General features: G+C 39.0%; 13 protein-coding genes. 3 read left to right on the top strand and 10 right to left on the bottom strand.

Annotated elements, in window-relative coordinates; genetic code table 11:
- Window positions 1-10: 10 nt before the first annotated feature.
- Window positions 11-3,172, bottom strand: coding sequence for a SusC/RagA family TonB-linked outer membrane protein (locus tag ACNOGP_RS11345; protein ID WP_060451307.1), 3,162 nt, complete (start codon window positions 3,170-3,172; stop codon window positions 11-13).
- 259 nt (window positions 3,173-3,431) lie between these two features.
- Here ACNOGP_RS11345 and ACNOGP_RS11340 point away from each other — a divergent pair, with 259 nt between their 5' ends.
- Window positions 3,432-4,031, top strand: coding sequence for a DUF4982 domain-containing protein (locus ACNOGP_RS11340; protein ID WP_217728657.1), 600 nt, complete (start codon window positions 3,432-3,434; stop codon window positions 4,029-4,031).
- Between the two features lie 75 nt (window positions 4,032-4,106).
- On the opposite strand, the gene ACNOGP_RS11335 is transcribed toward ACNOGP_RS11340, so the two are convergent.
- Window positions 4,107-4,319, bottom strand: a complete 213-nt coding sequence (locus tag ACNOGP_RS11335; protein ID WP_060451338.1) for a Sec-independent protein translocase subunit TatA/TatB — start codon at window positions 4,317-4,319, stop codon at window positions 4,107-4,109.
- Window positions 4,320-4,404: 85 nt separating this feature from the next.
- Here ACNOGP_RS11335 and ACNOGP_RS11330 point away from each other — a divergent pair, with 85 nt between their 5' ends.
- Complete coding sequence (locus ACNOGP_RS11330) at window positions 4,405-4,821, top strand: helix-turn-helix domain-containing protein (protein ID WP_024988925.1); 417 nt, start codon at window positions 4,405-4,407, stop codon at window positions 4,819-4,821.
- A complete protein-coding gene (locus ACNOGP_RS11325; protein WP_158533146.1) occupies window positions 4,737-5,420 on the top strand; it encodes an IS630 family transposase in 684 nt (227 codons plus the stop codon). The genes ACNOGP_RS11330 and ACNOGP_RS11325 overlap by 85 nt, the downstream gene beginning before the upstream one ends.
- 27 nt (window positions 5,421-5,447) lie before the next feature.
- Here ACNOGP_RS11325 and ACNOGP_RS11320 read toward each other — a convergent pair whose 3' ends face one another.
- From ACNOGP_RS11320 to ACNOGP_RS11285, 8 genes are all read right to left on the bottom strand, one after another.
- Window positions 5,448-7,376 carry an FAD-dependent oxidoreductase gene (locus ACNOGP_RS11320; RefSeq protein ID WP_258998482.1) on the bottom strand — a complete coding sequence of 643 codons (1,929 nt, stop codon included), beginning with the start codon at window positions 7,374-7,376 and terminating at the stop codon, window positions 5,448-5,450.
- A 23-nt stretch (window positions 7,377-7,399) separates the two neighbouring features.
- Entirely contained in the window at window positions 7,400-8,128 is a 729-nt protein-coding gene (locus ACNOGP_RS11315; protein WP_004320114.1) for a FadR/GntR family transcriptional regulator, read from the bottom strand.
- Window positions 8,129-8,411: 283 nt separating this feature from the next.
- A complete protein-coding gene (locus ACNOGP_RS11310) occupies window positions 8,412-9,140 on the bottom strand; it encodes a FadR/GntR family transcriptional regulator (RefSeq protein ID WP_004320118.1) in 729 nt (242 codons plus the stop codon).
- 139 nt (window positions 9,141-9,279) lie between these two features.
- The gene (locus ACNOGP_RS11305; RefSeq protein ID WP_004320119.1) at window positions 9,280-10,869 is read right to left on the bottom strand and encodes a sulfatase-like hydrolase/transferase; all 1,590 of its coding nucleotides are present in this window, start codon (window positions 10,867-10,869) and stop codon (window positions 9,280-9,282) included.
- A gap of 274 nt (window positions 10,870-11,143) precedes the next feature.
- Complete coding sequence (locus ACNOGP_RS11300; protein ID WP_060451227.1) at window positions 11,144-12,106, bottom strand: hypothetical protein; 963 nt, start codon at window positions 12,104-12,106, stop codon at window positions 11,144-11,146.
- Between the two features lie 20 nt (window positions 12,107-12,126).
- Window positions 12,127-12,312: a hypothetical protein gene (locus ACNOGP_RS11295; RefSeq protein WP_004320127.1), complete on the bottom strand. Its 186-nt coding sequence runs from the start codon at window positions 12,310-12,312 to the stop codon at window positions 12,127-12,129.
- 231 nt (window positions 12,313-12,543) lie between these two features.
- A complete protein-coding gene (locus ACNOGP_RS11290; protein WP_004320131.1) occupies window positions 12,544-13,566 on the bottom strand; it encodes a family 16 glycosylhydrolase in 1,023 nt (340 codons plus the stop codon).
- 63 nt (window positions 13,567-13,629) lie between these two features.
- Complete coding sequence (locus ACNOGP_RS11285; RefSeq protein ID WP_004320133.1) at window positions 13,630-15,669, bottom strand: SwmB domain-containing protein; 2,040 nt, start codon at window positions 15,667-15,669, stop codon at window positions 13,630-13,632.
- Window positions 15,670-15,680 lie beyond the last annotated feature (11 nt).

The following is a 15,680-nucleotide window of genomic DNA, read 5'->3' as shown; positions in this document are numbered from 1 at the left end:
AATACTCTAATTAGAACTTAAGATTGGCACCAATGATAAATGATTTGGCAGATGGATAGAATCCGAGGTCAACTCCAGAAGCCCAATCAGTTCCACCTCCATAACCTACAGCAGGGTCAAAGCCGTCATATCCGGTAAATGTAAACCAGTTCTGCAGAGACAGATACAGGCGCATCTGTTTTAATGGAGATTTCTTCCACAAACGCTTGAAATCATATCCCAAAGTGATGTTCTGTATCCTTACATAATCTGCATCTTGTATATATATATCTGATACCTTATTGAAATTTGCGGCATTGCCAAGACGAGGGAATGTATTGGATGTTCCTTCACCATGCCAACGCTCGTCCATCATTTGCTTTGTATAATTATAATACAGTTTGTTTGTCTGAGGTCTATAGCTTTGAGCTATCTGATGACCAAATGCACCGTTTGCAGTAATACTGAAGTCAAACCCTTTATACTCCATATTCAAGCCGAATCCCAGATTCACATCAGGGTGAGGATTACCTAACATAGTTCTGTCGTCAGAGTCGATGTCACCATCTTTGTCTGTATCTACAAAAATCAGGTCTCCAGGAGCTGCATCAACAACCTTAGCTTCAGTATTTGCAACCTGTTCGGCATTCTGGAATATTCCATTAGTCTTGTATCCATAGAAATATCCGATAGGATAGCCTTCCTGAGCCAGGAACAGATAACCGGTATTCTGGTCAAGAACATCATTAGGTCCATAAATTATGCCCTCACCGTTGGCAATTTTAGTTACCACGTTCTTGTTGTATGCCATATTTACATTTACTCCATATCTGAAATCTGCGATATTGTCATTCCATGACAAGCCTACTTCTACACCTTTGTTCTGTACTTCACCACCATTGATATATGGAGCACCGGTTCCATAAGACCCTAGAATAGGAGCCTGTACAAGCCAGTCGCGTGTAATCTTATTATACCAGTCGAAAGCAAGTTTAAGTCTTGAATTGAAGAAATAAGCGTCAATACCCAAGTCAAGCTGTTCGGAAGTTTCCCATGTAATATCAGGATTAGGCAATACATTTGCATATGCACCCTGAGTCTGTGCCACTTTATCGTTAGAGAAGAAATACAAAGCATTATTAGGATATACCACTGTTCCTAGATATTGGAAAAGAGGAATGTTACAGTTACCGTTCTGACCCCAGCTCGCTCTAAGTTTCAGGAAATCCAACCATTTAGACGTAGATTTCATCCATGGCTCATTTGAAATAACCCAACCGGCAGAAACTGAAGGGAAATATCCCCAACGATGACCGCGAGCAAATGCCGAACTTCCGTCGGCACGCATCATTACAGAAGCCATATATGTTTCGTCAAGATTATAGTTGACCCTACCAAAGAAAGAAGCAAGCATATTGCGCACATAAGGGCTACCTGATACAGATGTATTGGCAGAACTTACTCCTTTTGTGTTTGTGAGCCATGCATAATCAAATTCCTGAGGGAAAGCCATATTGCTGTTTGAAGCTGACATTTGTTCTCCTACTCCACTCTTTTCGACAGACTGACCCAGTACGATGTCAAAGCCATGGCGATTGTTTATATCAAATTTATAAGAAGCAGTATTTTCCCAGGTCCATGCATAATACAACTGGCTTGCCTGAGTTACTTTCTCATTGCCATTAGCATCATTTTCCGCATAGTTATATTGAGGAGTAAATTCTCTGGAACTCTGTGCATGCAGCTTATATCCGAAAGCACTCTTTATCTTCAAATCCTTGATTGGCTGTATCTCTACAGAAGCATTTGCCATCAGACGATGAGTTTTCTTTAGGTTACGGTTTCTGTCAACCATAAGACCTATAGGATTTGCAGCGAACTTATCGAAATTCCAACCTTCTTCCAATTTATCCTCTGCATTATAGTATCCGCCATCCTTATTATACAAAGGCATGATAGGAGGAGCTGTCATAAGATTTTGGATATCATTGCTGAATCTATTACCGGTAGAGATACCCGAATTTTCAACATAAGAATAAATCATACTTGTGTTGAAAGTAATAATATCATGCTTTTCATTCTTAAGCAGTACATTCTCGGAAGTCATACGGGCATTGTGCTTGGTATAATTAGGGGTAACAGGCTTTCCGAAAATACCTTCCTGAGTGGTATAAGAATATCCAGCAGAAAATCTGGAAATGTCAGTACCGCCCACAAGACTTATGGCATGATTCTGCATAGGAGCATTCTTGTTTTCTGCCTCTCCAAGCCAGTCTGTACCATCCCATTCACCTGACATTATAGAATCATATAGGTATCCAGGCAACATAGTCTGCCAGTCATAACCTTTCTGCTGACCGTTTGATGCATTACACAAGCGCTCGTCCTGCATCATCATGAAATCCTTCGCACCCAACATTTCAACACTCTTAGCCACATTCTGAATAGCATAATATCCATCATAGCTTATTTGCATCTTTCCCTCCTTTGCTCTTTTGGTGGTAATAAGAATTACGCCATTAGCAGCACGCGAACCATAAATTGCCGCTGAAGCAGCATCTTTAAGGATGTCGATTGACTCAATGTCTGAAGGATTCAGCATAGCTATATTGGCACCTGCAATTCCATCAATGACATAAAGAGGTTCTGAATTACCGACAGTACCAAGACCACGCAAGACCACTTTCTGACCACTTCCAGGCATTCCTGAAGTGGATGTGATATTTGCGCCCGGAACTTTGCTCTGCATGGCACCAAGTATACCATTTGAACTCAATCCCATGATATCGTCTGAAGAAACCTGTGATGTAGCACCTGTAACCAGCTTCTTTTTCTGGACACCATAACCTACTACCACTACCTCATCGAGAGTCTGTCTGTCTTCTTTCAGGACAATTTCAAAGACTGTATTCCCGTTTACTTTTTTCTCAATGGTTGTATACCCGATATAAGAAAACAAAAGGGAAGCATTTTCTTTGGAAAGTACTAACTGGAATTTTCCGTCAAGGTCAGTAATTGTTCCGTTGGACTGGCTACCTGCCTCAAGTACGTTGGCTCCTATTATAGGAAGACCGCTTTCATCTACTACTACTCCGTTTACTGTCTTACCGACTTGCCCGAACGAAGAAGTACAAACTGCCAAACCAAAAAGGGCTGTAAGGCAGCATTTGACTTTTCTTTTTACATCTTTCATAAGTAAATAAATTTTAAAACAAACATTTTTATATTTAGTATAAAATTCAATGCTGTCAATCTAAGAAGCAACAAAGGATTTATATGTCATCTGACATCTTCTCAGTGCAAAAGAAATAAATAACAATATAATTTCAAACAGTATGAGAGTATTTTAACAATACATTAACAATAATAAATATTGGCTTTAAATAAATTGAAGTCACTAGTGTCCACTAAAAATTAGAGGACAAGTTAAAAATTATAATTACTAAATAAATTTGGTCCATCATGACCGCTTTGTTCTTTTCGTATTAAGCAAAGAAAGGTTGTTTAGCTGGAATAAAAGAGAAGGCGAGAAAACTTTTGCCACAGTATACAACAACTGTGATGAAATAGAACTCAAGCTAAACGGCAAGTCTTTAGGAAGAAAGGAAACAGGAAAGGACACTTATTATGCAGAGTTTGAGGTCTCATACAAACCCGGCAAACTTGAAGCTATAGGCTACCGCAACGGAAAGAAAGTCGGTACATGCAAACTTGAAACAACAGGATCTGTTTCTAAGATTCAGGCCAATCCGGTATGGAAAGAAATGTCAAGAGACGGAAAAGATATTAATATAATAGAGATAAGGCTAACAGACGATAAAGGCAGGACTGTCCCAGAGGCTGAAAATGAGATCATCGTTACCGTAACGGGTGGAGCAAAACTTATCGGTATAGACTCACCTAACTTGTATTATACAGGAAATTTCAAGACCGACCGCCGTAAGGCACAAAACGGTACATTGCTTGTCACTGTGCAGTCAAACGGCAAAAACGAAAAAACAGTCATTAATCTATCATCAAAGGGATTAGAAGATACTACAATCAGTTTCTAAAGCTGAGCATTAAAAAAGTGTCGTGATTTAATGAATCATGACACTTTTTTTTTCAAAAGCTTAAGTCCTTTTCTTTCACTTTTCCGTATTACTTTTCTTATTTTCCAGGCTTACTGTTTCTTCTACAGTTTCATCTATTCCGTTCATACCATCCTTAAAACTCTTAACCCCCTTACCAAGACCCTTCATCAGTTCGGGAATCTTTTTCCCGCCAAACAACAACAAAATGATTAGAGCTATAAAGATCAGCTCCTGACCTCCTATTCCTAAAAGCAATAAATTACACATATCAATTACATTAAGTAGATGTTCATAATTGGTTTATATCATAAGGTTTTGATACCTTTGCCTCATAAAATTCAAATATGCACTTATGGGCAAAATCAAATCAATCATATTAAAGGATTCCGAACGCTTGGCGTTGGAAACGGGTTTCCGACAGGGAGACAGCCATTGCTTTCGGATGCGCTGTCGTGCCGTACTGCTCAAATCGACTGGACTTTCCAGCAAGGCCATAGGTTTGCAGACGGAGATGTCACATGTATCTGTCAACTCTTGGGTAAAACGTTTCTTGTCGGAAGGCATCGACGGCTTGCAGACCCGTCCCGGCCGTGGGCGAAAACCTATCATGGACTGTACGGACGAGGAAGTTGTTCGCAAGGCCATAGAACAGGACAGGCAGAGCGTCAGCAAAGCTCGGGAAGCCTGGCAGAAGGCCACTGGCAAGGAAGCGAGCGACCTGACATTCAAGCGTTTTTTATCAGCCTTGGCGCAAGATATAAGCGAATAAGAAAACGCCCAAGGGGAGTCCCCTCGCCGCAACTCTATGCGTATAAGACCGAGAAGTTGCAAGAACTTGAACATCTGAACATAAACGGCAAGATAGACCTCTATTACGCCGATGAAAGCCATGTGTGCACCGAAGGCTATGTGCCTTACGGCTGGCAATTCCGTAACGAAGACGTGTATATCCCATCCCAAAAGGCACAAAGGGTCAACATCTTCGGCATGATAGACAGGAACAACCGCTATCATGGGTTCACCACGACTGAAAGTATTGACGCGGACAAGGTCGTTGAATACCTTGACACCTTTTCCTTGAACATAAAGAAAGATACGTTCATCGTGCTTGACAATGCGAGCGTACATCGAAACAAGAAAATAAAGGAATTGAGAGAACTGTGGGAGAAACGCGGACTTTTTCTCTTTTACCTTCCACCGTATTCCCCTCACCTGAATCTTGCAGAAACCTTGTGGAGAATAATGAAAACTAAATGGATCAGACCGCAGGATTATGCAAGTAGCGACAACCTCTTTTACACCGTCAATAGGGCATTGGCGGCTGTCGGGGATACCTTGGGTATTAAACTTAAACATAATGCTGCTTAATTTTAATTAGTTACTTATATAAAATAGTTAATAGCATCTCACTTCGAAAAGCCTTACATCAGAAGCTCCGTAAGTTTCTTTTAAGTTCAGACGTATTTTGGAAGTACGGACAGGTGAGAATTCTAATTTTATCAGCCTGTGCAAGTTGTTGTCAATCTCGGTCAATTCTTTCCACACACCATTTACCTCAGCCTCAACAGAAACTTTCTTTACAAGTTCAACAGGCATTCCCGGTCTCTGCTTTCTTCTCTTTTCTATATTAGGATGAATCTGTATTTCAGTATGAAGATTAGAATCACATTTTATTTCTACAGAAGACAACGAAACCGGTTTATCCCAAGAAAGAATCAAGTCTGGGTTCAGTCCGTCCGACTGCCAATGGTGTATCCTGTCCACCTCATCCCTACTATATCCGTCAGTCAGCAAAGCCACATTACCTGATGTGGTAGACGAAGCCTCAATCTTCGCCTTGCGTGCCAAGTCAGCCCCGTCGTTTGCCGGACGGTTCGGAATATAGCAGTCATCGCGTAAAAGTCTTTCCTGAAGCTCCGGAATGTGTTTCTTGTAAACTCCTCTTGGAGAAGTCTTATACTCCATACACATGGCAGCAGCAGTACCCGCAGCTTGTCCCACAAGACCACAAATTGCAATAAGTCTGGTTGCTGAAAGAGCTATATGAGTTACACTTACATTTCTTCCTGCAAACATAAGATTATCAATATTCTTAGAATAAATACATCTGTATGGTATTTCAAACATTTTTTCAAATCTTTGATGGAAATAACTTGCAGGTTCCTTATCATTCAAAATTCCGCCGGGACAGTGTTCGTCGAGCGACCAGCCGCCTCCGTATGCTATTGCATCATCAAAATGAGTGAACTTCGTCAAATCGTTTTCATTCAGGATATAATCTCCCATAAAACGCCTTGACTCACGCCGTCCCGGAACGGAACCAACCCAATCCAGTACCAAATTGGCGGCTTCAGGGAATTTTCCAGAGTTCTTAACATAATCCCAAGCACCATATAGATATCCCAACAATTTGTGGCGGTTCTCTTCTGTAACATCAACAATATCCAAGTCGCTACCTAATTCTACCCACCAGAATCCACAACTCAACTGTGTGATATTTCGTTTATTAGCTTTACTTGGGTCATATTTTATTGCAAACGATGGCGGATTAAATGGTACGGGATACCCCATATCTTTTGAACTGAACTGAATACTGTCGCCCATCACCCATCCGTCGGGTTCGTCAGGCGCATATTTTTCATTAAACTCGGCCTTGCCTTCCCGGCCTGTCCTATATTCGGCACCGGCACTCGCTGCGAGAGCTCCATCACCGGAACAGTCAATAAAGACATCGGCACTTATTATTATCTTTGATTCCGTAGAGAACTGAAAACATATGGCCTTTTTTATTGAATTTCCGTCCATGACAGCCTCCATGGCCTGAGTATTCAGCATCAATGTAAGATTTTCCTGGCGAGTTACATAATCATACATTACATGATCCCATACCTCCCAAGAATTCTGGACATTATAGTACCTGTTTTCCAACTGGATTTCCTCTACTATACCTGTTTCCCTGTCAACTCCAAATTTATTCTTGAAATGATAAGAGCCGTTTATAGGAACATGAATCTCGCTGGATGCATTTCCACCAAGTACCGGTCTGTTTTGCACAAGCACCGTTTTGGCACCATGTCGCGCTGCTGAAACCGCTGCACACAATCCTGCCACTCCACCACCTATCACTGCAACATCAAAAGTGTATTCCTTTTCGCGCTTTACTGTAGAAGTATCCTTTTTGCCCATATACTTCCAGTTGTCGTCACGCTTAGGCCAATACTCTCTCGGCTTAAATTCATTGCCCTGACTTGCGATGGAAAATCCCCCACAAGATAAAAAAGTGGTTGTAAGGAATGATTTTTTTAAAAATTCACGTCTTTTCATGGATATCAATTTAAATATAATAGTTACAACGTTACATTAGCACTTTCCAGTTCATCTATTATACTCTTTGTTCCCACCAAATGTGCAGCCATGGCGGCTGATGCTGCATTGGGGTCTTTAGCTTTTATGGCCTCAAGTATGGTTTCATGGAAATGGTTCGACAGCTCCGGATTGAAATTCGGGTTGAGCGTATAAATGATATGAGAATAAAGCATGGGGCGGATGGTCTCCATCATCAGCGAAAAGACTTTGTTGCCCGAAGCATCGGCTATCGATTTATGAAACATGAAGTCGTAATCGGCAAATGTCTCAAGTCTGTATTCGTCCGTCTTCATCTTCTCTAAAACTTCTTCGATGGTTTTCACTTGTTCAGACGTGGCACGACAGGCAGCCATTTCGGTCATCTTGATTTCCATAGACTTTCTGAATTCCATAAAATCACGTACCGTCGTTTTCTTCATCCGGAGCGATATATGAAGCATTTCGGTTGTGGCCTTGGCACTCTCGTCTATCACTTCCACCCCCTTGCCATGGAGTTTTCTCACCATACCCCTGGACTCAAGCGTCTTGATGGCCTCTCTCACCGAACTACGCCCTATACCGAACTCATGGCACAAATCTTCTTCTGTTGGCAAAAAATCCCCTTCTACAATTTTGCCTGTAACTATTAAGTCCGACAGTATGTCTGTCACCTGCTTAGTCACAGAGTCATTGGCTAAATGAGGCAAACTATTTAATATCTTGGAAGTCATAAGTTAAATTAAGTTTGTTAAAATGTTTTTTGACGCTATATCTTAAAAATGAATAATACTCATCAGACACGCCCAGATTGAATAATACAACAATTGTTGTTCGAAAGCTACACGCACGAGCTATGTTGTCTGACATCTGCACAAAAATACATTCTTATTATCATACAAACAAGCTTTTCTGTAAATTTTTCAATAAATATTATATGTTAAAAACAAAAGCCCTGCCATCGCCGACAGACATATCGGCAATGGCAGGGCTTGAATTATCGTGATGGGCAGCCACCTATATAGTGACGTTTACGCCTTCAAGTTCTTCTATTATCCTTTCCGTTCCGGTCAGATGCAAACGCATGGCCTCTACCGCCTCTTCAGGATTCCTGTCCCTGATGGTTTGAAGGATTTTTTCGTGATAATGGTTCGAATGTTCAGGATTGAATGTAGGATTCAGCGTATATATGATATGATTATAAAGCATCGGACGCATGGTTTCCATCATCAGCGAGAACACACTGTTGCCGGAAGCGTCGGCTATTGATTTATGGAAATTATAGTCGAATTCAGCAAATGTGTCAAGCTTGTACTCCTCGTTCTTCATCTTTTCCAAATGACCGGAAATAATTTGTATCTGTTCGTCGGTGGCACGTTTGGCAGCCAACTCCGTCATCTTGATTTCTATCGAGTTTCGGAACTCCATGATATCCTTCATCGTAGTTTTTTTCATTTTCAGCGATATCTGCAGCAGTTTGGCAGTAGCCGCCGCGCTTTCGTCTATCACTACCATCCCCTTGCCGTGAAACTTCTTTACCATTCCCCTCGACTCAAGGGTCTTGATGGCTTCCCTTACAGAACTTCTGCCTATTCCGAACTCGCGGCACAAGTCTTCCTCAGTGGGGAGATACTCGCCAAGTTTAATCTTTCCCGACACGATTAAATCTGTCAAAATATCCGTCACCTGTTTAGCCACAGATTCATTGGCCAAACTTGGTAATCCTTTCAATAAATCCGAACTCATATGTTATTATTTTTTGTTATTATTTTTTTATTCAAGTTATCTGATGTCATATTATGATGCAAATATGATAACTTTTTCTTAAATAACGGAAACTTTCTGTGATTAAAATCACAATATAAGTACAAAAACTACTTCATTCTTAATATTTTCGATAATAATCTCTATGCATTTCGATAATATATTTCTCCAAAGTTCCCTTTTCAACCTCACTAATCTGTTTTCTGTTCATTCCATAATAAGGAGATTTATATGTTATATCATCGTCACTGCTATATAGGAAAGGACGATCTAATTTTAAAGCAGGTTCATCATATTTCTTCATTTTTAAAATTAATTCATCTTGAAATCTTTTCCTAATATCCGAATATTCAGGAGCATCATAATAATTCTGAATTTCCAAAGGGTCTTTCTCTATATCGAGTAACCAAGGCTTATCCTTGCATGACAAAACAAGCTTGTATTTCCCATCTGTGATAGCAGTCCACTCACTAAAAGGAGAGTCAGTGATGTATACCATTCTGCCATTCTCCACGACACTGACTGTATCTTTCAAAATACAGCTCTCATCTTCACCATGAACTTCACCCAATTCATTAAAGCCCATCAGTCCCAATATAGTAGGAGGAAAATCAGTTGTATTCAAAGCTCTTTTTATCACTTTCCCCGACATTATACGTGAAGGATATCTCACAATAAAAGGAACTCTTATTGCATCATCATAAGGGCAACCTTTATCAACTCTCATGTGATTATAAAGCATGTCTCCATGATCGGATGTAAAAACAACTATCGTATTATCAGTCAGACTATTATCATCCAGATATTTCAAGATTTTTCCAACATTGTCATCTATACATTTAACCATAGCAAAATAATTCCGGATATTTTTAGGAACAAATTTTTCTGCTTGAGCTTTTCCCCCTATCCCCCATCCCGGACGAGCATTAAGCAACTCTTCAGTATTTGTAGATGGGTTGGTAATTTCAATTTTAGCATACTGTGATATGTAAGGTTCCTTGCACAGATCAGGTGAATGAGGGTCGGGAATCGACAGCATCATACAAAACGGACGATTATCACGTTCTTCCAACAATTCAATGACTTTATTTGTCAAAAAGTCAGTACTGTATTCATAAGCATCATCCCCTTCTTTATTCTTATTGGTGATGTATATTCTATTGGGTTTTTCTTTCACCTTATACCACTTCTCGTGATCTGTCTCAAACATATAGTTTCTATTCTGCCACCCAAAAGAAAAGCCAGGCTCGTAGTACATTCTGCCAGGAATTTTAGGAACTCCTGCCAGATGCCATTTGCCAACGTAAGTAGTCGAATATCCATTTTCAGAAAGTACATCAGCAAAAGTCATGAGATTTGAATCCATTGGCATACCATTGATAGGCGCCCCTGCAGCAGCAGGATAAAGTCCAGTCTGGAATGACGCCCTGGCCGGTGTTGATACAGGTGCGGAAGTGAAAAAGTTCAAACATAAAGCTCCTTCAGAAGCAAGCCTGTCGATGTTTGGGGTCTCTATTTTAAGCGAACTTCCCCACAAGTTTCTCTGACATTCTGCCATATGTTCTCTATAACACCCCAAAGTCCTTATAGAATGTTCATCAGTCATAATTACAAGTAAATTGGGCTTATCTACATCAATCTTATCTTTAACACAAGACGAATTACTTACAGAAAGAAACAAAGCTGATGATAAATACAAAAATCTGTTCATAGTATAATATATTTTTATTTTATAAAAACAATACTTTCCAATTATGCTAAAAGCAAAAGGGAAAGCTGATTCACAGCAATTTCGAATCACAAAAAAACGCCTCGGCATTTTGGATAAAACGATGAAACGTTTTCTCTTAAATTCTTCGTCATTTTAATCAAAACGTCGAGACGCTTGAATTTAACTGGATAGAAAAAGAATGCTCCAATATTTTTAGTGTATAAATCCGGCAGTTAGATTGAGGATTTTGTTAACTGCACTATAATAGATATCTTTAGTTAGCCGATGTTGCCGGAGAGCCTGGTATAGTCAGACATAACACTTCTCCTGCATTCAAAGCATTAAAAGCTTGAAGCATCTTTACACCTACACTATTAGAAGATAATTTTGAATTCTTCTTAGTTCCGTCTGTATAGTTTACAGTGAAAGTCATATCATCCGCCTTAACACTATTCATAGCCGGCGGATAGATAATAAACATACATTTACCAGCTTCTTCACCTTCGTTAAATGTATATATCATCCACTTTTCCGAATCTAAACTCGACTCATAAGTTTGAGTCAGTGTTTGGGTTTCATTGAATCCTAAAGTCAATTTGTCTAAAACAACTGTTTTAGCTGAACCTCCATCATTATTGGATGGATAAAAAGTAATGTTATCAATAGTTTTACCTTCAGGAATATTCTCTACTTCTACATATACGATTGATGTCAACTGTTTATACGTTACAGACAAATCACCGGATTTAGTTGGCGTTATTTTATCTGAAATCATTACATTGTATTTTTTAAAACCTGCCTTAGTTTGTTCTGCCGGTATAGTCAGAACTTTAGCTTTTTTATCAGCGGTATTAATACCATAGGGATAATGAAAATATGCTTCTTTAAATCCTGAATTAAAACTTGCATTAAAATACACGGATTTCATATCGTCACTATAACGATCAATATTAAAAGACGGCCGCCCCATTAATTGTTGCCCGTTACTGTCGGTATAAAGAGTAATAGCATAAGCTTTTTTATCAGTATTTGTCCATTTTAATGATATATAATTGTTTGTAATCTGATCAACAACTGTTCTTGATTCAAGCATAGTTTCTTGTTTCGGAGTTGGCATAGATGCCGAAACATTCATGGTTATCGTATCACCGCTATTTTTATCATTCCCAAAGTTATCTTTAGTACAAGATGTTGCAAGTGTTACAAGACTCAATATACAAAAAAATTTTCTAATCATAATTTCAAATTTTTAAATGGTTATTTCCAAATGCTTGAATCGAAACGATTTGATTGACTTATTACGAAATTCTCCATCCCATTACCTTCGGGGTTACTTGAACACAAGACACCTTCCGACTCAACATTAATCACTACACACTTGGGGGATTCATAAGAAACGTCCTTCAAAGAACCGTTTTCGATAATTGTTTGATTTGTTTTCATATTAATATATTTTATTTAATTAGTATTCGTAAACAAATAAAAATCCTAACGAGATATACAGCCTAACATCGCAGTGTTTTTAAAGGAAAGAACTTTCTGTTGTCTGACATCTACACGAAAATACATATTAAAGAGCATAACAGCAAGCTTTTTAATATTTATTTAACAATATATGTTATACAGCATTTTTCAAGAAAGATTTCCGAGCAGTACATCCATACAAATGAAAGCTTAAAAATCATTAGGATTGTACTCCCTCTTGGAAGACTTGAATTGTGAATAGTCCTTTCTCCTCCATGTGCGAATATAGTCCACCTTCATAGTCGAAGGAAATCCGGCTGCATCGGCCTGCTCTTTCGTGGTAGGAACAGGATAACGCTTGCCGTTATTCCATTTCTCGAACGGAGTACGAGGCTCCATAGACAATGTGATATACATTCCCAGATGCCAATAATAATTAGGAACAGATGCCACTCTTTTATTATCAATATACCATATTATTGAGTCTGGGCGGTTCTCACATGCATACAGATGATAATCGTCTCGTGAATCCCAATCTACCACAGTTTCATTATGTCCCCACATGCTCTGTGGATGGAGAAACTTGTTGGTAAACTTCTCGCTGCCGTCAGGGTTAGTACCGTCCGGTTTCAGCACCATAATATGATAATTACAACTCATGATATGAAAATCCTTTGGAACCTGCTGCAGTTCGATTATGTCTATTTCGTTATACACCACCGTATTCTCTTTCTGAGGCTTGATTTTCTTTCCATCACCAGGAAGAGAATAAAGCCAAAAGGCAGGGCATGTACCTCTGAACACATGCGCTCCCTTAATCCTTGCTTCAAAATATCCGTATGTCACCTTACCTTTTGAATTCAGCATACCCGACTGGAAATAATAATGTGGGAATGCCTTACTGAAATCATGTTCATGGTGTTTAATTGTGATATTGAGATTTCCATCTTCCTGCTTCACGTTATCAGGGCTGAAGCTTACAGTAGCAAACGGTCTGCACGGAGTATTCCATTTTGATTTATCTATCTCTGTCCCGTTGAAATCGTCAGTGTACTGTTCCACTACCTCGAAAAGTTGCGGGTCGGTATGCGGAGTTACCACCTGTTTCCCTTTCTCGGTAATAGCTGAATCGTGCTTAATAAGCGGTTTCTTCTGCGGAGTATCATTGATAATAGCATTGACAGTGAAAAGGCATGTTGCAAATGCTGTGGTTAAGAATAATAAGCGTTTCATACTATTGTGTTATTTTTATAGCTGAGAAGGGAACATTTTATGGATGCTCCCTTCTATTGTGGTTTAATTATTAACAGGTATAAGCTGGATGTCGTCAATATAGATTTTAGTTCCATCAGGGATGGCATACCTGGCAAAATTGAATTTATAAGTTGTCAAATCTTTATCAAAAGTGAATTCTCCAGACTGAAAAACAGTCCATTCACCATTATTCGACAATGTTACATCTGTGGCTTTCATAAAATTCGAAGCCGAAGTATCTTTATATTGGAAGACACAAGCTGCTGTACCAGTAATGTTAGCTTTATATCTGAATTTCAACTTATATGTTCCAGCTTTAGGAAACGAAACCACCTGTCCTCCATCAGTTTTTGGCATAAAATAAATCTGACCTTTTGAACTTATGTTACCGGTATTATCAATAACCAAGACCATATTCTTGTTTTTACCCTCAGTCAGATTCTCATATTTTACCGGAGTATTAGTTTCTTTACCAACATCGCTTGCAACAGACCAACCCAGAGTTACAAAATTGGAGAACTGAAATTCATCTGGATTTTGCAAGTAACGTTCAAAACCATGCATGAATGGGTCAAAAGCACTGGTATTATCAGCACCCTTATGAGTTAAACCATCAAAATCGAATGGTGCTACAGCAAAACTATTTTCAGTCTCCAGTCCTTTTCCCTTAAATTTCAATTTAATAATATCATTTGCTCTTATAGCAACAGGCAGTATAACATTGATATTATTGTTAGCAATATTTACAGAGCGGATATTTACACGACTTCCATTTGCATACACCTCAAAGCTATTAATCAGATTAGTAGGAGTTTTAAAATTATCTTCCTTTAAACCTGGTTTTATAGATATTGCTGTTACAGATTGATTATTATAGAAAGAAATCATATCATTTGAAATTTCTATTACAGGCATCTCTACCTTGTTTTCTATATTCACGCTACCAAAGGCTTCCAACTTAACTCCATTATTCAAAGCAATATTTCCGTTTCCATCATAAGAAATTGTAACATTATTGCCATATTTTACATTCTCAGCGAGTTGTAATTTTAAGCATTTCTTATCGTCGGACATAGTGATACTATTGATTGTTGCTGCTTTGCTATCAATATTTACAGATAATCCTACAGAAGTTATACCATCTGCAAAAGCTGAAGCGGACTGCTCTTCCTTAAAGGTTATAACAACCAAATCAGGGTCATTATTTTCAATTACAAAGTTCAGTTTGTCGGAAGTAAAAGGCAGTACGTTATTTTCCACATCATTATCCGGATGTTTTGCAGTATCAAATGCTGCCAGTTTCTTACCATTGATAAACATAATATCACCAGTGCCATCGTATGCAACCGAAACACTAACTCCTGCTGTTACTGCCTGCTCTAATTTCAATTCGAGCACCGAACCGTCTTCTTGAGAACGGCGAACCTCCTTCAAGACAAGAAGCGAAGAATTGCCATCAATTGAAAATACTGACGACGGTGTGCTTGTTACCGTGAATCCCTTGGTAGAATAAGGCATGAGCTTGAAATCCAAATCTCCACCTAAATCGATTTTGACAACATCAGGCATATCATCAGATATAAGCATTGATGTCGTGTTATTTTCACCCAAAATATCATAAGACTCGTCAGTTACAGAAGGGTTCTCACCTTCGCCGGAACCAGAATACTCAAAAGACTTTACATTAAACGTAACCGGAACCGAGAGATTCATCTTTTGACCGGCAGAAATACCGGTCAAAGACAAACTAATATTATTATACACATCGTCAGCATTAGGGAATTGCATACGCAGCGTATCTTCTTCAGCCTCTATAGAGTTCTGTTCAGAAGAAATGACCCATTTTGCTGCAGATACATTTACCGAACTGTTACAGAAACTGACATTGTCATACTGTGTCACCTCTACCTCCTTGGATTCGGGTGAAGAATTCTGCATATCAGCAGAAACAATCTTTACTCCGTTCACAAACACCGAATACGAAGGATTTATGGCATTGCTTGCAGCAGCATCATCCTTAGAACAGGAAGCAAAAGCTGTAGAAATCAGTACCGAAGCTGCTATTATCTTATTTAGTTTCATATTTTTCCTTA

Source organism: Bacteroides difficilis (genome assembly GCF_048319815.1).
GTDB classification, from domain to species: domain Bacteria; phylum Bacteroidota; class Bacteroidia; order Bacteroidales; family Bacteroidaceae; genus Bacteroides; species Bacteroides zhangwenhongii.
The sequence above is the reverse complement of the archived record's forward strand: the minus strand, read 5'-3'. Positions and strand labels throughout refer to the sequence as shown.